We start from the raw sequence: 19,450 nt of genomic DNA, 5'->3' as shown, positions 1-19,450 counted from the left end.
TAACGTATATTTTTTGTTTGGTCAATAAAAACTATTAGAATATCACGATAAATTTTACGAATTACTCTTTTGAATTGATCAATAATCCGCTGACGACGAGAGTCCTTGCATGATAGCAACACCTGAACTCGCACCGATGCGCGTTGCACCCGACTCGATCATGCGATCTACGTCTTCCGCACTTCGAACACCGCCACTTGCCTTGACTCCAATTGTCGGCCCTACAACAGCACGCATCAGCTTCACATCTTCTGGAGTCGCACCGCCAGTAGAGAAGCCAGTCGATGTTTTGACGAAATCCGCTCCCGCGAGTACCGCCAGTTCACATGCTGTACGTTTTTGGACATCATCTAGCAAGGAAGTCTCGATTATCACTTTTACTAAAGCCTGATCTTTTGCTGCTTGCACGACGGCTACGATGTCATTTTGCACCTGTTTAAGCAGTCCACTTTGTAATGCACCTATATTGATAACCATATCTACTTCTGTCGCACCGTTAGCAATCGCATCTTTAGTCTCAAAAGCTTTAACTTCGGATGTGCTTGCGCCTAGAGGGAAGCCGATCACAGTGCATACTTTTACTTCCGTACCTTGTAAAGCTTCTGCAGCTGTTTTCACCCAAGTTGGATTAATACAGACTGAAGCGAAAGAATACTTTTTGGCTTCTTCACATAATTCCAGCACTTGCTGTTTTGTGGCTTCTGCCTTTAACAGCGTATGATCGATATAAGCGGCATAATTTGTAGTCAATGAAAGCGCTCCTTTTTTACACACCATTTTTTCCAGTATAACAAATCTTACATTTTGTTGCACGAAAAAGACCACCTATTACAGGTGGCCCATATTAAATCGTTATTTTATCTTCTGTAAGTACACGAACAGGTTGGCCTTCATTGTGAGGATAGCCCGCTTTTGTGATTTTTACTTTTACAATTTGTCCGATCATCGTTTCATCTGCAGGTAAGACTACTTTCAAATAGTTATCTGTATAGCCTACATAGAGATTTTGCTCAGTATCATGCTTAAAGCTTTCTTCTGGAATAACTTCGAGGACTTCGCCTTCAAAACGAGCAGCATAATTTTTTGCTAATTGATCGTTCAACGTTAATAAACGGTGCACGCGTTCGTTTTTTACATTTTCATCAACTTGGTCTTCCATGCGAGCGGCAGGTGTGCCCGTTCTCTTTGAATAAGGGAACACATGAAGCTCAGAAAACTTATGGTCACGAATAAAGTTATACGTTTCCATGAATTCTTCTTCCGTTTCACCCGGGAAACCTACAATGACATCGGATGTAATGGCAAGATCCGGTAACGCTTCATTCAGACGCGTTAAACGATCAGAGAAGAATTCCATTGTGTATTTACGGCGCATCCGCTTTAGTACGGTATCTGAACCCGATTGAATCGGAATATGCAAATGGCGTACGACTATATTAGATTCGCGCAATACATCGATCACTTCATCTGTTAATTGGCTCGCTTCGATTGAACTAATACGAAGTCGTTTTAACCCTTTTACCTGCTGTTCCAGGTCCCGTAATAGGCGAGCTAGGTTATAACCTTTTAGGTCTTCACCATAACCACCTGTATGAATACCTGTTAAGACGATTTCAAGATAACCCGCGTCCACAAGTTGCTGTGCCTGATGAATAACTTCTTCAGGATCACGTGAGCGCATTAATCCTCTAGCCCATGGAATGATACAGAACGTACAGAAGTTATTACAACCTTCTTGTATTTTTAACGAAGCACGTGTGCGATCGGTAAATGACGGTACGTCAAGTTCTTCATAGACACGGTTTTTCATAATGTTGCGCACTGCATTAATTGGCTGGCGCTCTTCACGGAATTGCTCGATCAGCCCAAGCAATTTCGAACGATCTTGTGTACCGACGACAATATCCACACCAGGAATTGCCATAATTTCTGCCGGTGATGTTTGTGCATAACAACCCGTCACACAAATTACTGCATCTGGATTTTTACGAATCGCGCGGCGGATTACTTGTCGACTCTTTTTATCACCAGTATTCGTTACGGTACATGTATTAATAACATAGACATCAGAATTCTGATCAAACTCTACTCTTTCATAGTCTGCTTCTTGAAACAGTTGCCAAATAGCTTCTGTTTCATAATGATTCACTTTGCAGCCCAGTGTATGAAAAGCAACTGAAGACATAAGTTGTTCACTTCTTTCATTCAAATTCATAAGACATAGCGGACAATACATATAAAGGAGCTGTTTCCGTACGCAAGATTCTAGGCCCTAACGACACTGGAAGGAAACCCGCATCTTGAAGTAGAGCAGCTTCTTCCCGTGCTAATCCGCCTTCCGGTCCAAAAACAACTACTATCGATTGTCCATGATACACGTTTTTCAGACGGTCCGCAATCTTATGCGGAACTTCGCTTTTCGCATCTTCTTCATCCGCAAATAATTTGACATCAAAGGAATCTGTATACATGATCAGTTGCTTGACACTTTGGACGGATAAAATCTCAGGCACTTGGTTACGATGACATTGTTCCGCAGCTTCCTTGGCAATTTTCTGCAAACGTTCTATACGTTTATCGCCTTTTTTAGCATCCCATTTGACGATCGACCGACTCGCAGCAAAAGGAATTAATCGACTCATACCGAGTTCGGTACTTTTTTGTGTAATCAAATCGAGTTTGTCGCCTTTAGGTAATCCGCAGGCAATCGTGACGGAAATGGGCAACTCATGATCTTTGTCCAGTTGTTTCTGCTCTGAAACGATAACAAAGTCTTCAGAAATACTGTCAATCATCGCTACCGATGCAACGCCATCATAAACTGTCAGTATTTCCTGACCCGGTGTCATACGCATCACTTTGACAATATGTTTATAATCATCTCCACTGATTGCTACTTGACGCTGCTCATTAAATGGTTGATTCAGGAAATAACGTTGCATGATTATTCACTACCCTTACGAGCAATGATCGCTACCCAATCTTCCATAAGAACCGTTTCCACAATATCAAAACCTTGTGCCATCAGGTCGTTACGCACTTCGTCCCGTTTCGCCCCAATGATACCTGATGTAATGAATAGTCCTCCTGGTTTAACGAGTTGGTAAGCATCTTGGGAAAACGACATAATGACTTCGGCCAATATATTTGCAATGATCATGTCAGGTGGTTCTTCAATTGAATCAAGAAGATTACCTTTCAAAACAGTGATGCGATCATCTGCATGGTTATACGTCACATTTTCCTGTGCAGCGCGTACAGCTACTTCATCCAGGTCAAGTGCGGTAATGTGTTTGGCACCAAGTAAGGCTGCCCCTATTGCTAGTACGCCTGAACCTGTTCCAACATCGACAATCGTCTGACCAGGTTCGAGGTACTTCTCCAGTGCTTGTAAACAGAGGACTGTCGTAGGGTGTGTACCCGTACCGAAGGCCATTCCCGGATCTAGTTCGATGATCAATTCATCAGATTCCACTGGCGTATACTCTTCCCATGTAGGAACAATAGTAAAACGCTTCGATATTTTCACCGGATGGAAGTATTGTTTCCATGAGTTAGCCCAGTCTTCTTCATCCACTTCTGTGATGCCTATCGTAAAGCGTCCAGGATTTAATGAAAACTGACGAAGGCCTTCGATTGCCAATTCAAGATTTTCAACTGTTTCGTTGATAAAACTAGTGACAGGCAAATACGCTTTGATAATGACTCCATCACTCGGGAAGTCTTCTTTATCTAGTGCATATATTTCGCCATACTGGTCCACTCGTTCTTTACCAGGTTCTTCGGAGTCTTCAATAACGACTCCGCTCGCGCCTGCTTCATGCAAGATGTTCGCTACTGCCTCAGTTGCTTCATGTGTCGTGTGCACGGAAACTTCAGACCATTTCACAGTTAGTCAATCCTTTCATTCACCTTTAAAAGTGCGTTTGATTTTATCAAAGAATGAGCTGGAATACTCATCAGGTGATTCTCCTTCTATTGATGCAAACTCACGCAGTAATTCCTTTTGTCGCTCGGTCATCTTTTTCGGTGTAAGTACTTTGACAATGACATGCTGATCACCTGTTCCGTGTCCATGTACATTTGGGACCCCTTTGCCACGAAGGCGGAATGTTGTGCCATTTTGTGTACCAGCCGGAATCTTCAACTTCACTTTTCCATGCACCGTTTGGACTTCGAGTTCGTCTCCAAGTGATGCTTGTGGGAACGTCAAGTTCAATTCCAATATAATATCGTCTTCTTCGCGAATGAAACGTTTATGTGGACGCACATTAAAGACGATGTACAAGTCTCCAGGAGGTCCTCCATTAATTCCTGCTTCGCCTTGACCGCCTACACGTAGACGTTGTCCTTGGTCTACTCCAGCAGGAATTGTTATTTTGATAACTTTGTTTTTAGTTACGCGACCTTTGCCTCGACATGTTTCACATTTTTCAGGAATAATTTTACCTGTACCCTGACATGTAGGACATGTTCTGCGATTCACAACTTGACCGAATGGTGTGTTTTGAGCGAAAGAAATCTCACCCGAACCATTACATTCCGTACATGTTTTGACGCTTGTACCTTTTTTGGCACCTGTACCGTCACATGTATCACATTCTTCCTCACGAGGGATATCAATTTCAGTTTCTTTACCGAAAATAGCATCCATGAAGTCGACTGTCATCGTGTATTGCAAGTCATTACCTTTTTGTGGGGCGTTTGGATCCCTTCTTCTAGCACTACCACCGAAGAACGTGCTGAAGATATCTTCGAAACCAAAGCCATCTGCACCTCCGCCCCCAAATCCTCCAAAGCCTGCACCCGGACCGTTATGACCATATTGATCATATTCCGCTCTTTTATTCTCGTCGCTCAGTACTTCAAATGCTTCTGTTACTTCTTTAAATTTTACTTCTGCATCCGCTTCTTTGTTCAAGTCCGGATGGTACTTTTTAGAAAGTGTACGGTATGCTTTGCGGATCTCTTCCTTTGTAGCAGATTTAGATACGCCTAGCACCTCATAGTAATCTCGTTTACTCATCATTGCACCCCTCATCGCATTTTACCTGTTGTCCATTGTAACACGTTGATATCAAATTTTGTTGAGTTAACAAACGAAAAAGTCAAAGCCGGAATTTCGGACTTTGACTTTTCCGTCAATAGCTATTTCGATTTACTTATTTTTTATCTTTATCGTCTTCTACTTCTTCGAAATCTGCATCTACTACACTGTCGTCTTCTTGACCAGGTTGTGCATCGCCTTGTGCAGCTTGTGCTTCTGCAGCAGCTTGCTCATATAGTTTTACAGATAGAGCTTGGACTAATTCGTCAAGTTTTTCTTTCTTCGTACGAATTTCCTCAAGGTCTCCAGATTCATTAGCAGCTTTCAATTCTTCCAATGCCGCTTCAGCATCTTTCACTTCTGCTTCATCCACTTTGCCTTCTATATCTTTAAGTGTCTTTTCAGCCATGAATACTAACTGATCCGCTTCGTTGCGAAGTTCTGCTTCTTCTTTACGCTTTGCATCTTCTTCAGCGTGTGCTTCTGCATCTTTAACCATTTGATCGATCTCTTCATCCGAAAGACCTGAACTAGATTGGATCGTGATGTTCTGTTCTTTCTGTGTACCCATATCTTTCGCTTTAACATTAACGATACCGTTTTTGTCGATGTCGAATGTTACTTCGATTTGTGGAACGCCACGTGGTGCTGGTGGAATATCCGTCAATTGGAAACGGCCTAATGTTTTATTATCAGTCGCCATCGGACGCTCACCTTGCAATACATGGATATCTACTGCCGGCTGGTTGTCAGCTGCTGTTGAGAACACTTGTGATTTGCTTGTAGGGATTGTCGTGTTGCGGTCGATTAGTTTTGTGAAAACAGAGCCCATTGTTTCAATACCTAGTGATAGAGGTGTTACGTCAAGAAGTACAACGTCTTTTACATCTCCAGTTAGGATTGAACCTTGAACTGCTGCACCCATCGCCACTACTTCATCTGGGTTTACGCCTTTGAACGGCTCTTTGCCCGTTACATTTTTGATTGCTTCTTGTACTGCTGGAATACGTGTAGAACCACCAACTAAGATGACACGGTCGATTTCAGATGCCGTAAGATCTGCGTCTTTTAGTGCTTGACGCGTTGGGATCATAGAACGTTCAACTAGGTTCGCTGTCAATTCATCGAATTTACCGCGAGTCAATGTGATTTCCATGTGTAATGGTCCTGCTTCTCCAGCCGTGATGAACGGAAGAGAGATTGAAGTGGATGTTACACCAGACAAGTCTTTCTTCGCTTTTTCAGCTGCATCTTTTAGACGTTGCATAGCCATTTTGTCTTTAGAAAGATCAATGGAGTTTTCTTTACGGAATTCCTGTACTAAGTAATCCATAATGATATCATCAAAGTCGTCTCCACCAAGTTTATTGTCACCTGCTGTTGAACGTACTTGGAATACTCCGTCACCTAGCTCAAGAATAGATACGTCAAACGTACCGCCACCTAGGTCATATACTAGAATAGTTTGATCTTCATCTGTTTTATCCAAACCATAAGCAAGTGCTGCTGCTGTTGGCTCGTTAATGATACGCTCTACTTCAAGACCAGCGATTTTACCAGCATCTTTTGTTGCTTGGCGCTGTGCATCGTTAAAGTACGCAGGAACTGTAACAACAGCCTTCGTTACTTTTTCGCCTAAGTATTCTTCAGCATAGCCCTTCATGTATTGAAGGATCATAGCAGAAACTTCTTGTGGAGAATATTCTTTACCATCCACTTCTACTTTATAGTCCGTACCCATATGTCTTTTAACAGACATAATCGTGTTAGGGTTTGTGATCGATTGACGTTTTGCTACTTCCCCTACTTGTCGTTCGCCGTTTTTGAATGCTACAACGGATGGTGATGTTCTGTTACCTTCAGGGTTCGGAATTACTTTCGCTTCTCCGCCTTCATATACTGCTACTACTGAGTTTGTTGTTCCTAAGTCAATACCGATAATTTTACTCATGAGTGATTTTCCTCCTAAAATGTGAATGCTTTAATTTTTATTCGTTTACTTTTACCATGGATGGTCGTAGTACACGTTCTTTTAGTTTATATCCTTTTTGCAGTTCTTCCAAAACAATTCCAGAATCTTTATCTTCTTCATTGCCTGTCATTACTGCCTGGTGGAAGTTCGGATCAAATTCTTGATCAAGTGCTTCGATTTCTTCCAGTCCGTCAGATTTTAAAGCTTCTACTAATGAACGGTAAACCATGTCCATCCCTGTTAAGAGGGCCTTCGTCTCTTCCTCTTTCGCTTCGACAGCAAGTGCACGTTCGAAGTTATCAAGTACAGGTAAAATATTCACCATCACGTTTTGTGCGCGATATGTTTGCAACGTTTGATAGTCGAGTGATGCTCGTCTCTTGACGTTTTCCATATCTGCCATTACGCGTAATTTCTTGCCCTCTTCTTCAAGAGCTTTCGTTAATTCATCTATTTTTTTCTCGAGTTCTTGTTCTGTAGTGAGCTCTTCGACGACTTCAACATCTAGCTGATCTGTCGCTTCTGTTGGCTCTTGCTCGTTTTCGGAAAGATTTTCATCTAGTTGCTCTTCGAACTCTTGGTTTTCTTTCACGTGTCTTGCCTCCCGTTCCCGTCTTTTCCGATAGTTAACCGATGAAGTGCAGAAGATAAATCACTGCTTAGTATATCCAGCAATGTTATGACTCTTCCGTAATCCATCCGCTTCGGACCGATAATTGCAATGGAACCTTCCATATTCTCTCCTGCCGAGTACGTGGAAGTAATCACGCTGTAGTCTTCCATATCAATCACATTGTTTTCAGAGCCGATACGAACTTGAATCCCTTGTTCGTTTTTTTTGAAAAGACCCATGGCAGGATTGCCTTTCTCTATCAGTTCAAAAAATGATTGCATCTTCTGGAAGTCGTGAAATTCCGGTTGTTTCCACATATTCAATTTGCCGCCAAAATATAACCGTTCTTCTGGCTCCACCGCCATCGCTTGCTGCAAGGAGCTGAATAGTTGTTCAGCTTGGTGAATATGCTGTTCAAATACATACTTCGCTTCGAGTTGCAATTTTTGCTGCAACTGTACAAGCGATGTGCCGATTAGGCGTTCATTTAAAATATTTACCGTCTTCTCAATTTCCGAAGCAGTGAGTCCAGGTGGCACATCGAAAATTCGGTTTTCCACATGTCCGTTATCCGTTACGATAATCGCCACTGCCCGTTGTTGATCCAATGGAACAATAGAGAATTTCTTGACGGCATGCGTAGATGTGTCAGGTCCGAGAAGGATCGACGTGTAATTCGTCAAGTCAGAAAGAATGGTTGCGGATTTCCGAATTAATTCTTCAGACTCTCCTACTCTTTCCTGAAACATCGTACGCAACTGCAAGCTGTCTTCCAGGCCTAGAGCTTGTGGCTGCAATAAATGATCCACAAAGAACCGATAGCCTTTTTCGGAAGGCACTCTTCCAGATGATGTGTGAGTCTTTTCTAAATAACCCATATCCTCCAGATCTGCCATGTCATTCCGAATGGTTGCCGAACTAAATGGCGCTTCCGGTTTTTTCGACAGTTGTCTGGAACCAACCGGTTGAGCAGACTCGATGAAATCTTTCACTGTCAATTGTAGTATGAGCAATTGTCTGTTTGTCAACATGATCATCACTCCTGTTAGCACTCTTTAACCTCGAGTGCTAATACTACTCATAATTTATCAAATTCTATTTTATATGTCAACGAATCAAACTCAATCTCCTAATAAAAATTCCTGAAATACGGTGTTCCCTTGAAAAATACCCTTTCTAGTCAAACGGAGATGGTCTCCATCGATTTTCAGAAGCCCCTGTTGCTGTAATTTTTCTATCGGTTTACCGAATACTTTATGAATCGGGCGTTGGAATTTCTGCTCGAATCCTTTCATCGAAACTCCTTCAATGATTCGTAAACCGAGAAACATTTCTTCTTCCATTGATTCAGCAAGACTTACTTCATGTACTTCTTTATGGGGTAACTTTCCTTCATCCAATAGGTTAATGTAATGTGTCAACGGTCCGACGTTCGCATAACGGTCTTGGCCGATATAACCATGCGCACCTGCACCAATGCCTGCATAGTGGGAGTTTTCCCAATAAATCAGGTTATGAAACGAAGGATGATCTGGTTTTGCAAAATTACTGATTTCATATTGATCGCGGCCTGCTGCATTCATGCGATCGATCACCATCGCAAACATTTCTGCTTCAATGTCTTCACCTGGCAAGGGTAACTTCCCTTTGACCATTCGGTTATAAAAGATCGTTTTCGGTTCCACGATCAATGAATAGGCTGAGTAATGAGGCAGATCAAGCGCTAATGCACGATCAAGTGTATCTTCCCACTCTTTCACTGTCTGAGTAGGTAAGCTGTACATCAAATCGATGCTAATGTTTTCGAAGCCAACTTTACGCGCAGCCTTGATCACGTTCTCCACGTCTTCATTGGAATGCGTACGCCCAATTTGTTTCAGTAGTCGCTCATTGAAAGTCTGTACGCCAATCGACAAGCGATTTACCCCTTTTTCCTTCAATATAGAAAGCTGCCCTTCCGATAAATCATCAGGGTTCGCTTCTGTTGTGAATTCCTTCAATGCCGTGACGTCGATATACTGTGAAACAATCGTCAGTAGCCGATCGAGCTGTGGAACGTTGAGTGCTGTCGGTGTGCCACCGCCTAAAAAGACCGTTTCTACTTCTTCAAATGAATAGCCGGCTTCTTTCATATAAGAAAACTCTTGGCCAATTGATTCTATGTATTGATCAACCGGTTGGTTTTTAAGAAATACTTTATTGAAATCGCAATAATGACAAATTTGCTGGCAAAACGGTATGTGGATATATACTCCCCGCATGCTCTCACATCCTTTATGTAAATATGTAAACGGCAAAAAGAGGGCGGTTTGCCCCCTTTTCACTAAATTTAATTAATCTTCATCCATCTTCAAAACAGCCATGAACGCTTCTTGTGGCACTTCCACCGAGCCAACTTGCTTCATCTTTTTCTTACCTTCTTTTTGTTTCTCAAGCAATTTACGCTTACGGGAAATATCTCCGCCGTAACATTTCGCTAAAACGTTTTTCCCCATAGATTTAATAGTTGAACGTGCAACGATTTTTTGGCCGATTGCTGCTTGGACAGGAACCTCAAACTGTTGTCTTGGAATTAATGATTTCAGTTTTTCAACGATTGCCTTCCCGCGTTCGTAGCTAAAGTCATTGTGCACGATAAAGCTCAACGCATCAACAGTTTCACCGTTTAACAAAATGTCCATCTTAACTAGTTTCGACTGCTTATAACCAATTAATTCATAATCCAGTGACGCGTACCCTTTTGTACTGGATTTTAATTGGTCAAAGAAGTCAAAGACGATTTCAGCTAATGGCAGTTCATAAATGATATTGACACGCGATGCGTCCATATAATCCATTGTCATGAAGTCTCCACGTTTACGCTGACAGAGCTCCATGACAGCTCCAACGTAATCATTCGGTACCATGATGGATGCTTTAACATATGGCTCTTCAACATAGTCTACTTTTTGTGCACTAGGCATCATCGATGGGTTATCTACGCTCATCGTCGAGCCGTCCGTTAAGTTTACTTTATAAATAACACTTGGTGCTGTCGTGATCAAGTCGATGTTGAATTCACGTTCAATTCGTTCCTGAATGATTTCCATGTGTAACAAACCGAGGAAACCACAACGGTAACCGAACCCTAATGCCTGAGATGTCTCTGGCTCGTATTCAAGTGCAGAGTCATTCAGCTCCAACTTTTCTAGCGCTTCACGCAAATCGTTGTATTTAGATGTATCGATTGGATACAGACCGCAGAATACCATCGGATTCATACGACGATAACCTGGCAATGCTTCCTCTGCAGGATCATTGACAAGCGTTATTGTATCCCCTACTCGTGTATCGCCTACCGTTTTAATGGATGCAGATAAGAATCCTACATCGCCTACAGTTAATTCGTCACGCGGAGAAATACCCGGAGTGAAGACTCCTAGTTCCAATACTTCAAATTCTTTACCCGTAGCCATCATGCGAATCCTATCGCCTGGTTTTACCTTTCCTTCTACGATACGGATATTGACGATAACCCCTTTATATTGATCATAATGAGAGTCAAAGATCAGTGCTTTTAATGGCGCTTCTGGATCTCCTTGAGGAGCTGGCACTTTTTCTACGATTTGTTCTAAGATTTCATCAATCCCAATTCCGGCTTTCGCAGAAGCTAAAACTGCTTCAGATGCATCTAATCCGATGACATCTTCAATTTCTTTTTTCACACGATCCGGATCAGCTGCCGGAAGGTCGATTTTATTAATAACAGGTAATATTTCCAAATCATTGTCCAACGCCAGATAAACGTTCGCTAATGTTTGCGCCTCGATACCTTGCGCAGAATCCACTACAAGGATAGCGCCTTCACAAGCCGCTAGACTTCTCGATACTTCATATGTGAAATCGACGTGTCCTGGTGTATCGATCAAGTGTAACGTATAGTCTTCGCCATTCTTTGCCGTATAGACTAACTGAACGGCATTCAATTTAATGGTGATACCGCGTTCACGTTCTAGGTCCATTGAATCCAATGATTGTGATTTCATATTACGTGTTTTCACTATTTCTGTTTTTTCCAAAATTCGATCAGCCAGTGTGGACTTCCCGTGGTCGATATGGGCTATGATAGAAAAATTTCGGATGTTTTTTTGACGTGCTGTTCTCTTCTCTTGATTCATCACTGTTCACTCCTACATGTACGTACCTATTTAAGCTACTTGAATTATAGCAGTGAACGGTTCAGACTTCAATATTTGAAAGATTATTGCACGATCATCATAGCGGAAACAGATTCACCAACGACAGATACCGTTTGATTGATCTCCGCTTCCGTATTACCAACGCCACCCATTTCGATTAAAATGATGCTTGTATTTAGATCTTGATTGTATTTACCGTCTACTCCACGGCCACCTTTGATAATGATCTCGCGCGTAATACCCGGCACTATTTTTTCCATTTCATTTTTCAATTGTTTCGCTTTAGCCAGGTTCCGTTCATAATACGGATGGTCTCTTCCTATTACAAACGCCACTTTTGCATAGCGTTGCCCAGCGTGTGTAATCGTCGTTTTAGAAGGTCCAAGAGAATCTCTGTGCATGTCGATGACTAAATCATAAGACCCCTCGTTAACTTTCTTTTCCACATACGGCCGAATCGCAGCATACGAGCGATGATACGGTATTTTCTTTTGTTGCATGATTTTTACAATGTCAATATCGAGCTGTTCTGCCGCAAGACCATGCGTAATTAAATTCTCTTTCAGGCGCGCGCCTACTTTTAAAATATTCTCGGAATGATGAGATACGGCTACTTTTCCGTTCGCTGCTTTCGTAATAGGTTCATACGCTTCATGTGCGTGAGTCGAATAAATCAACACATTCCCTTGTGCTTTCGGTTTAATATCCTCTTCCAACACATTGGATGCGTAGACAATCGTGCTCGGTTCCTTTAACGAGAGGGCAGCAGGAATGGTCGGCTGTTTGGGAATGTACTGCAGTACGACAGGAAAGATGAACAATACAAAAATAACGCTCATCCAGATTTGCAAAGTTTTTTTCATAGTAATCCCTCCATCTCCCACACTATGCGGAAGAAAAAAGGTCAATGACTAGTTCATGAATTTACTTTGTGAATCCAAGTAATTAATGAAGAAGATAATGCAGTTGCGTAGTTTGCTACCCATGAATCAATTTCTTTCGGAGAAATAAATGTCGATAATGCCTGATTAGTCAGCACTTCTTCAAATAATTGGATTCGCTCTTCATGCGTCCATGATGACCAATCACCGAATATAGGGCCTAGCGCTGTGCGATCTGCATCTTTGGTTACGCGTTGTGGAAATCGGCCAGTGGAAAGTTTGGATGAAGGCAGACCATCTTCTTCTATTTTCGCTGCAATATAACCAAACATCGTGTCAATTGCATCCGCCACTAGCACAGGTCCGTCCACAACGGTTGGCACGCCTAATGCAATGACAGGGATGCCGAGACTTTTTTCCGACAACTCTTTGCGGCTGTTCCCTACACCTGAGCCTGGATGAATGCCTGTATCCGTCAGCTGGATTGTGCGGCAAAGCCTTGCGCTACTCCTTGCAGCAAGCGCATCGACGACGAGCAACAGATCGGGCTTACTTTGATCCACGATCGCTTTAACGAATGAAGCAGTTTCCAAACCAGTCTGAATGGTTACGCCCGGTGCATACACCATCACACCACTCTCGTCCGTTTCGTAATAATCGGGTATTACTTCCTTCACATAATCCATTACAGCAGGCCCAACAGCGTCTGGCGTAATCTCTCGGTTGCCGAGACCGACACACAATACTTTTTTTACTTCGCCCGGTATCTTTTCCTTAATTAATGTATCCATTTTTTCCACCACAAGTTCACATAGCGCTTGAAGCTCATCGGTTTCGTGAACAGCAAGTGTCGGAATCGTCAGCGTAATATACGTACCTTTCGCTTTTCCGATTTCTTCTTCACCTTCCGCTGTCACTTTTACAGTTGTCGCCTTAATCCGACCGATGGTTTGTTCCTCGACACGTATACCGGACATTTCCTTCAATTTCTTTTCTTCTGACTCTGTCTGATGTCTGACAAACTCGTCACTTTCGTCAATTAAATCCGTGCGGTAGTAGTTGATTTCGCTCATTTTCTTCACCTCTACTAGCAAGTTTGTGCAGTTTATCGGCATTTATTCTGGAATAGATTGCTGTAAAGATGAATCACTTTACTTTTTTTCTTGCAATCTGTCGGTAGCTTTGATAAAATAATGCTTGTTGTAAAGAGATGTCCGGATGATTGTGGAAACACTCTTGCCTTACCTGAAAGCTGGAGGTGAATGAAATGCCAAACATTAAAGGTGCTATCAAACGCGTGAAACAAAGTGCTGCTGCGAACGAGCAAAACTCTAACGTAAAAGCTTCTATGCGTACTGCAATCCGTAAAGCGGATGCGGCTCTTATTAATAAAGAAGAGAACGCTGAAGAACTTTTGAGAGACGCTGTGAAACAATTGGATACTGCTGCCCGTAAAGGTCTTATCCCAAGAAACACTGCTGCTCGTCAAAAATCACGTCTAACTAAAAAAGCTCAATAATGATAAGTTAAAAGACTGCCTCCTTGTGACGGCAGTCTTTTTTGTGTTCTTATAGACCATTTATTAAAAATAATTCCAGTTTTCGCTGACGATTACCACTCGTAGTTTTAAGTTGTAGATCGATCGTCGCCAAATCATCCAATGCTTTAAGCAACACTTGCAAAGGTGGCAGCTTCCTTTGCATCATCAATTTAACGCGATATGGGTGGATTCGAAGCGTTGTGGCGATTTGTTGTTGCTGATAGCCTTTTTTTCGTAAATTTGTCACATGAATCATTAAACGTACCTGACTCGCAATGAGTGACGCGAGCATGATGGGTTCTTCACCATTACGCAATAAATCATGATAGACAGCGATTGATTCCGCCCTTTTATTATTGACGAATGAATCCGTTAGGCGAAATACATCCATTTCTGGCGTCCTAGCCACAAGTTGCTCAATCATATCGATGTCCACTGCACCCTTAAACGCCAAGTAGCCAGCGAGCTTGTCCACTTCTGTCGCCAATGTCAGTAAGTCGGTTCCTGACATCTCCATAAGAAATTCAGCTGTCTTTTTATCGAATTCAATTCCTTTATCCTTACCTTGTTGCATAATCCACGTAGATATATCTTGCCCTTGCAAAGCAACGGCTTCTACGACAACTGCATGCTTCTTTATTTTTTTCGTAATTTTCTTACGTGCGTCTAATTTTTCATAGGGCGCCACAAATACTACGGTTGCGGTAGGTGATGGATTTTCCAACCACTTTTCCAACAGGTCTAGTTGATGGTTCTGCTTTTCTTTCGATTGATCTGTCGCTTTCAAGAATGAACAGTTTTTTGCGACGATCAATTTATGGTCAACCAAAAATGGAAATTCATTCGCCACTTCGAGCACGGCCTGGATTGGAATCTCTTCTAAATCAAAACGATTCACTTCAGAAGACGTCATACCTGGGACTGCCTTGATTAATTTCTTAATTGTTTCGTCTAATAAGTGTTGCTCTGTGCCTGTCAGCAGATAAACTGGCTGGACATCACCTTTTTCAATTTGACTCCAAATTTTTGTAACCATTTTCTTCACCTCAATTACCGATTACTTGCTAATAAAAACCTGTGATAACTATACATGAAAATCCATCATTTCTCCATACTAGCGAGTAAAGGAGGTTTTTTTGATGAAAAAGTCTAACCGTTCACAAATGAATTCCCGTGAGAAATTGAAGACTGAAGGGAAAGAAGAAATATCACTAGAGTTAGCAGAGTTCGAACACTTAGCACCAAAGCAGGAGCCAATGACTCCGAACCACCGGGAGACAGCTGAGAAAGACAAATATTATTAATTCGAAAAGACGAAGCGGAATTGGCTATGAGCAATTCCGCTCTTTGAACTTATAACGCACTTACTCTATGAACAAATTGTGTCAACGTTCGTTGCAACTCCTAAAAACTGCGATTTTAATGGATTTTTCTTTCACTTTCATCTATACTTAGTATGGAATTAGGAGGTGTAGCAATGAATGAATTTGAACATGATGTCCAATCCAAACGTAATGATGCGATTGACAGCGGCATCGGCTTTATAGTAGCGTTTATCGGTTTTTCTGCAATTTTTGTTGTTGCTACGATCATCGATATCGTCGCTCTCTAATCAACTGTTGTATAAAATAGACACATCCACCACATTGGCGGATGTGTCTATTTGTTTTTCTAACGACTCGAAGTGGCGGTATACACTCCGTCTTTTACGCGCAATTCAATCGTTCCCTGTTCAGCTGTCGACCAAAACGGAATACTGTGCGCATGGAAACGGTCAATTACTTCTGCGTGTGGATGCCCGTAACGACTATTCCTCCCTGCAGACACAATAATAAACTCAGGTTGGAGAAAACTGATAAATGGCTCCGTACTCGACGTCTTACTCCCGTGATGGCCTGCTTTTAGTATGACACGTTGAAAATCAGCAGAAATATATCTTTGCAAAAACCGCTGCTCCCCTTCTTTTTCGAGATCTCCAGGAAACACGAAATGAAGATCTTCTTTCTTCATCACAAGTACTAGCGAACTGTCATTACCGTCATATATACGCTCTTCAGGCGCTACATATTGGAATTGATAGTCTCCTACTTTCCAATTAACGCCTTCCTTAACTAGGTGCACAGGAATATTCTGCTCCTTTGCCAGCCCCAACACTCCATCCATCGCTTTCTCTTGTTCACTTCCAGGGGACAGCTGAATTTCCTTTACTTTTAACTCTTCCAAGACTTCATCGGCACCCTCCATGTGATCCATATCGGCATGAGATATAATTAGCCGATCAATTTTCGTAATTCCTTTTGCTTTTAAGTATGGCACAACGATATTTCGTCCGATTTCAAACGGCTGCTCAGGCGTTTTCCAATCGTTTTCGCCAAAATGGACAACTCCACCCGTATCTATCACATACACCGCTTTCCGGTAAGGCATTTCGATCATCGTACTGTCCCCTTGCCCGACATCTAGATAGGAAATGATCACGTCACGATGAAGTATCGGTTTAATTTCCAAATAGAGCGCTGGGAGCAACAAGCAGATAAGACCGAACACGATCAACTTCTTTCTTTCCAGACAGACGAGGAAAATCAGAATACCAATAACAGCCAACGCTGAACCCACCCCATCCGGTTGTCCTGGCGTCCACATTTGATAGGGAAAGGAAGCAAACCAAGTCGTCATACTACCAATCCATTGCCTTACAGGCTCATAGATAAAAAAGAGGTTGTCTGCCAGTGGTGGCACTACGCACGTGCAGATCAGCAACAGTAAATTAGCAGGCAAAATAACTATAGAATACAACGGAACATAGAATAAATTGGAAATAAATGAGGAGATAGACAACTCGTAGAAGTGATACAGCAAAATAGGATAGAGAGCGACTTGTGTAATGACAGTGACGAGAAACGAAACAACCAAGCCGTTTTTCGCTTGGCTAAGAATAGCTGACGAATACAATAATGAACACGCAGCTAAATAGGATAGTTGAAATCCCGGTTGGAACACGATATAAGGTTGCATTAAGATAAAAAATAATGCGCTTAAAGCAAGAGCATCATCCAGGCGCAATTTAAAATTGCCTGTAACAGCAAGCAAAACAATCATCGTTACTGTCGCTGCACGCCAGACAGACGGTGCCCCGCCGGCAATACATGCGTAGATTGGCAAAAAGATGAGTAATCCGTATGTCACCCACTCTTTGCGAAAGCCAATACGCAACAAGATCGCTCGAATGAAAAACGTCAACAGACCGACATGCAATCCAGAAATTGCAAATAAATGCGTAATACCTAGTGTCTGGTACTCTTTTTGCAAAATGCGATCCATTCCCGAACGGTCACCGATTAATAATGCTTCAGCTTCTGTAACTAGTGAAGGTGGAAACTGATCGTGAATATGTTGTTTAATTGCAGAACGATAGTGAGAGATTCGTGAACGCGGTGTAGTGAGTGGTTCGCTCGATGTAATACGAGTAACTTCTAGAATTCCTGCCGCTCCATTCATTCGTAAATAGCGCACCATATCGAATGAATAATTATGGGCTGCTGGTTCCAATTCTTTCGGCTCCACGTCCGCCGTGAACTGATACGTCGATAATCGCGCAGACTGAAATCGGATCTTTTCTTGTTCGGAATGTAATGGATACATCATATACACAACGGTCCCGTCAGATAGGGTAGCGAAACCTTTCACTTTAGCCCCATCGATTTTCACTTGATCTTTCCAATGAAATGTCACGACTGAGTCGTCAGGAAGAGTTGTAGAATGACTGGAGAAATAGAAAAAAGAGAGACTTGCAAGAAGTGTACAAAGAAAAAGGTGTAGATAATCTTTGCGTAAAAAGTAGAATGGCATGAGGAATATTGCATTCAAAAATAAAAGCGATCCTGAAAGCTCAGCTGCAAACGCAGAAATCGCAACAGGAATCGCTATATACATCCATCGTATCGATCGGATTAATTGCCAAATAAATGATTCACCCTTTGCAAAAGGGTATCCAGTTCTTCAGGTTCAGCGCCAAGTTCCTGCATTTTCGTCAACATCTCGTTGAATAATGAAAATTTCTCTTCACTGGCGAAGTCAATTGAACGCTCGTCAAACGGCACTTTTTCAATTTCCACACCTGCTTGCGCAAATAGCTCGAGTGCATACTCACTGTTTCGATAATCTTCCGCATATTTAACGTGTTTAATACCGGCCTGAATCAATGCTTTACTACACTGTAAACACGGGAAATGAGTGACATAAATGGTCGCTTTTGCAACAGGTATGCCATATTTTGCACATTGCAGTAATGCATTCATTTCTGAGTGTATCGTTCGAACGCAATGATTATCCACGACATAACAGCCGTGTTCAATACAATGGTCTCCACCCGATATCGAACCATTGTAGCCGCCAGCAATAATGCGTTGATCGCGTACTAAAATGGAACCTACCGAGAGTCGCGTGCATGTGCTGCGCATCGCCAGCAAATGACTTTGCGCCATGAAGAACTGATCCCAAGTAATTCGCTCCATACGGTTGCCTCCATCAGTTAAGAATAATATGTGGTTCTAATTTTTCAAATGTCTTGTCACCAATTCCTGACACATTTTTAATACCATCCAAATGCGAAAAAGCTCCATGCTCTTCACGGTATTGGACAATCGCCATAGCTTTTGACGGGCCGATGCCAGGAAGCGTCTGAAAGTCGCTTTCATTCGCTGTATTAATATTTACTTTTGAAGTGGAACTGTCAGATGAAGAAGATGCCGCTGTAGCCGGTTGCTCGTACACCGGTGGTTCTTCTCCTGCGACCGGTACATAGACGACAGATTCATCCTGCAGTTTTTGCGCATGATTCAACAACCTCGTGTCAGCGGCCTCTGTGTAGCCTCCTGCTTTGTCGACCGCATCAAGCAATCGGTCGCCATCTTGCATCGAATAAAGTCCAGGATGTCTCACAGCACCTTTAACGTCCACCAGAATTGCAACAGAGACAGCTTCTGCGATCAATTCGACGGGTGCTTCCACTTCTATATTTTGTTCAGCAGTTTCAATAGATTCGATTGGTTCAAATAAGGATTGTCCACGTTCTTCGGAAAGTTGATCCGGTTGTTCTCGGGGAAAGAACAAGACAGTGGAAAGTACAGCGAACGCTGCAATAGGAATGATCAATGTACGCCATTTTTCGGTGAGGAATGAACGGATAATCAACAATCCTTTCTATCAGCACCGTATGG

Annotated in this window: 19 protein-coding genes; 3 read left to right on the top strand and 16 right to left on the bottom strand. The window is 42.3% G+C overall.

What is annotated here, in order from left to right; all coding sequences use genetic code 11:
- Window positions 1-78: 78 nt before the first annotated feature.
- The 12 genes from deoC to gpr form a co-directional block, all read right to left on the bottom strand.
- Window positions 79-777, bottom strand: coding sequence for a deoxyribose-phosphate aldolase (deoC, locus tag CSV74_RS03080; protein ID WP_369823680.1), 699 nt, complete (start codon window positions 775-777; stop codon window positions 79-81).
- A gap of 67 nt (window positions 778-844) precedes the next feature.
- Window positions 845-2,185, bottom strand: a complete 1,341-nt coding sequence (mtaB, locus tag CSV74_RS03075; protein ID WP_099690516.1) for a tRNA (N(6)-L-threonylcarbamoyladenosine(37)-C(2))-methylthiotransferase MtaB — start codon at window positions 2,183-2,185, stop codon at window positions 845-847.
- Window positions 2,186-2,201: 16 nt separating this feature from the next.
- Window positions 2,202-2,942, bottom strand: coding sequence for a 16S rRNA (uracil(1498)-N(3))-methyltransferase (locus CSV74_RS03070; protein WP_099690515.1), 741 nt, complete (start codon window positions 2,940-2,942; stop codon window positions 2,202-2,204).
- A gap of 2 nt (window positions 2,943-2,944) precedes the next feature.
- Complete coding sequence (gene prmA, locus CSV74_RS03065; RefSeq protein ID WP_029054676.1) at window positions 2,945-3,889, bottom strand: 50S ribosomal protein L11 methyltransferase; 945 nt, start codon at window positions 3,887-3,889, stop codon at window positions 2,945-2,947.
- A 15-nt stretch (window positions 3,890-3,904) separates the two neighbouring features.
- Window positions 3,905-5,026, bottom strand: a complete 1,122-nt coding sequence (gene dnaJ, locus CSV74_RS03060; protein ID WP_029054675.1) for a molecular chaperone DnaJ — start codon at window positions 5,024-5,026, stop codon at window positions 3,905-3,907.
- 136 nt (window positions 5,027-5,162) lie between these two features.
- Window positions 5,163-6,998 carry a molecular chaperone DnaK gene (gene dnaK / locus CSV74_RS03055; RefSeq protein WP_029054674.1) on the bottom strand — a complete coding sequence of 612 codons (1,836 nt, stop codon included), beginning with the start codon at window positions 6,996-6,998 and terminating at the stop codon, window positions 5,163-5,165.
- A 37-nt stretch (window positions 6,999-7,035) separates the two neighbouring features.
- Window positions 7,036-7,611, bottom strand: coding sequence for a nucleotide exchange factor GrpE (grpE, locus tag CSV74_RS03050; RefSeq protein WP_099690514.1), 576 nt, complete (start codon window positions 7,609-7,611; stop codon window positions 7,036-7,038).
- Window positions 7,608-8,663 (bottom strand): heat-inducible transcriptional repressor HrcA, encoded by a 1,056-nt coding sequence (gene hrcA, locus CSV74_RS03045; protein WP_051210589.1) that lies wholly within the window; start codon window positions 8,661-8,663, stop codon window positions 7,608-7,610. The genes grpE and hrcA overlap by 4 nt, the downstream gene beginning before the upstream one ends.
- Window positions 8,664-8,753: 90 nt before the next feature.
- Entirely contained in the window at window positions 8,754-9,893 is a 1,140-nt protein-coding gene (gene hemW / locus CSV74_RS03040) for a radical SAM family heme chaperone HemW (protein ID WP_029054672.1), read from the bottom strand.
- A 72-nt stretch (window positions 9,894-9,965) separates the two neighbouring features.
- Window positions 9,966-11,792 (bottom strand): translation elongation factor 4, encoded by a 1,827-nt coding sequence (lepA, locus tag CSV74_RS03035; protein WP_029054671.1) that lies wholly within the window; start codon window positions 11,790-11,792, stop codon window positions 9,966-9,968.
- 80 nt (window positions 11,793-11,872) lie between these two features.
- Entirely contained in the window at window positions 11,873-12,673 is an 801-nt protein-coding gene (gene spoIIP / locus CSV74_RS03030; RefSeq protein WP_233190741.1) for a stage II sporulation protein P, read from the bottom strand.
- A gap of 53 nt (window positions 12,674-12,726) precedes the next feature.
- Window positions 12,727-13,764: a GPR endopeptidase gene (gene gpr / locus CSV74_RS03025; RefSeq protein ID WP_099690513.1), complete on the bottom strand. Its 1,038-nt coding sequence runs from the start codon at window positions 13,762-13,764 to the stop codon at window positions 12,727-12,729.
- 194 nt (window positions 13,765-13,958) lie between these two features.
- On the opposite strand from gpr, the gene rpsT reads away from it, so the two are divergent.
- Window positions 13,959-14,210: a 30S ribosomal protein S20 gene (rpsT, locus tag CSV74_RS03020; protein ID WP_099690512.1), complete on the top strand. Its 252-nt coding sequence runs from the start codon at window positions 13,959-13,961 to the stop codon at window positions 14,208-14,210.
- Window positions 14,211-14,259: 49 nt separating this feature from the next.
- Here the strand turns inward: rpsT and holA are convergent, their stop codons facing one another.
- Window positions 14,260-15,267 (bottom strand): DNA polymerase III subunit delta, encoded by a 1,008-nt coding sequence (gene holA, locus CSV74_RS03015; RefSeq protein ID WP_099690511.1) that lies wholly within the window; start codon window positions 15,265-15,267, stop codon window positions 14,260-14,262.
- Window positions 15,268-15,370: 103 nt separating this feature from the next.
- Here holA and CSV74_RS16575 point away from each other — a divergent pair, with 103 nt between their 5' ends.
- Window positions 15,371-15,535 (top strand): hypothetical protein, encoded by a 165-nt coding sequence (locus tag CSV74_RS16575; protein ID WP_155979536.1) that lies wholly within the window; start codon window positions 15,371-15,373, stop codon window positions 15,533-15,535.
- A gap of 173 nt (window positions 15,536-15,708) precedes the next feature.
- Window positions 15,709-15,843 (top strand): YqzM family protein, encoded by a 135-nt coding sequence (locus tag CSV74_RS03010; RefSeq protein WP_029054667.1) that lies wholly within the window; start codon window positions 15,709-15,711, stop codon window positions 15,841-15,843.
- A 59-nt stretch (window positions 15,844-15,902) separates the two neighbouring features.
- On the opposite strand, the gene CSV74_RS03005 is transcribed toward CSV74_RS03010, so the two are convergent.
- From CSV74_RS03005 to CSV74_RS02995, 3 genes are all read right to left on the bottom strand, one after another.
- A complete protein-coding gene (locus CSV74_RS03005) occupies window positions 15,903-17,963 on the bottom strand; it encodes a DNA internalization-related competence protein ComEC/Rec2 (RefSeq protein ID WP_158231736.1) in 2,061 nt (686 codons plus the stop codon).
- A 218-nt stretch (window positions 17,964-18,181) separates the two neighbouring features.
- Window positions 18,182-18,745, bottom strand: coding sequence for a ComE operon protein 2 (locus CSV74_RS03000; protein WP_099669113.1), 564 nt, complete (start codon window positions 18,743-18,745; stop codon window positions 18,182-18,184).
- A gap of 13 nt (window positions 18,746-18,758) precedes the next feature.
- Window positions 18,759-19,424 carry a helix-hairpin-helix domain-containing protein gene (locus CSV74_RS02995; RefSeq protein ID WP_233190739.1) on the bottom strand — a complete coding sequence of 222 codons (666 nt, stop codon included), beginning with the start codon at window positions 19,422-19,424 and terminating at the stop codon, window positions 18,759-18,761.
- Window positions 19,425-19,450: the final 26 nt, after the last annotated feature.

This window comes from Sporosarcina sp. P19 (genome assembly GCF_002743165.1).
GTDB classification, from domain to species: Bacteria; Bacillota; Bacilli; order Bacillales_A; family Planococcaceae; genus Sporosarcina; species Sporosarcina ureae.
The sequence above is the reverse complement of the archived record's forward strand: the minus strand, read 5'-3'. Positions and strand labels throughout refer to the sequence as shown.

Coding starts and splice junctions, on each gene's coding strand:
- deoC (WP_369823680.1), bottom strand. CDS start 777: ATGGTGTGTAAAAAAGGAGCGCTTTCATTGACTACAAATTATGCCGCT.
- mtaB (WP_099690516.1), bottom strand. CDS start 2,185: ATGTCTTCAGTTGCTTTTCATACACTGGGCTGCAAAGTGAATCATTAT.
- CSV74_RS03070 (WP_099690515.1), bottom strand. CDS start 2,942: ATGCAACGTTATTTCCTGAATCAACCATTTAATGAGCAGCGTCAAGTA.
- dnaJ (WP_029054675.1), bottom strand. CDS start 5,026: ATGAGTAAACGAGATTACTATGAGGTGCTAGGCGTATCTAAATCTGCT.
- dnaK (WP_029054674.1), bottom strand. CDS start 6,998: ATGAGTAAAATTATCGGTATTGACTTAGGAACAACAAACTCAGTAGTA.
- hrcA (WP_051210589.1), bottom strand. CDS start 8,663: ATGTTGACAAACAGACAATTGCTCATACTACAATTGACAGTGAAAGAT.
- hemW (WP_029054672.1), bottom strand. CDS start 9,893: ATGCGGGGAGTATATATCCACATACCGTTTTGCCAGCAAATTTGTCAT.
- spoIIP (WP_233190741.1), bottom strand. CDS start 12,673: ATGAAAAAAACTTTGCAAATCTGGATGAGCGTTATTTTTGTATTGTTC.
- gpr (WP_099690513.1), bottom strand. CDS start 13,764: ATGAGCGAAATCAACTACTACCGCACGGATTTAATTGACGAAAGTGAC.
- rpsT (WP_099690512.1), top strand. CDS start 13,959: ATGCCAAACATTAAAGGTGCTATCAAACGCGTGAAACAAAGTGCTGCT.
- holA (WP_099690511.1), bottom strand. CDS start 15,267: ATGGTTACAAAAATTTGGAGTCAAATTGAAAAAGGTGATGTCCAGCCA.
- CSV74_RS16575 (WP_155979536.1), top strand. CDS start 15,371: ATGAAAAAGTCTAACCGTTCACAAATGAATTCCCGTGAGAAATTGAAG.
- CSV74_RS03010 (WP_029054667.1), top strand. CDS start 15,709: ATGAATGAATTTGAACATGATGTCCAATCCAAACGTAATGATGCGATT.
- CSV74_RS03000 (WP_099669113.1), bottom strand. CDS start 18,745: ATGGAGCGAATTACTTGGGATCAGTTCTTCATGGCGCAAAGTCATTTG.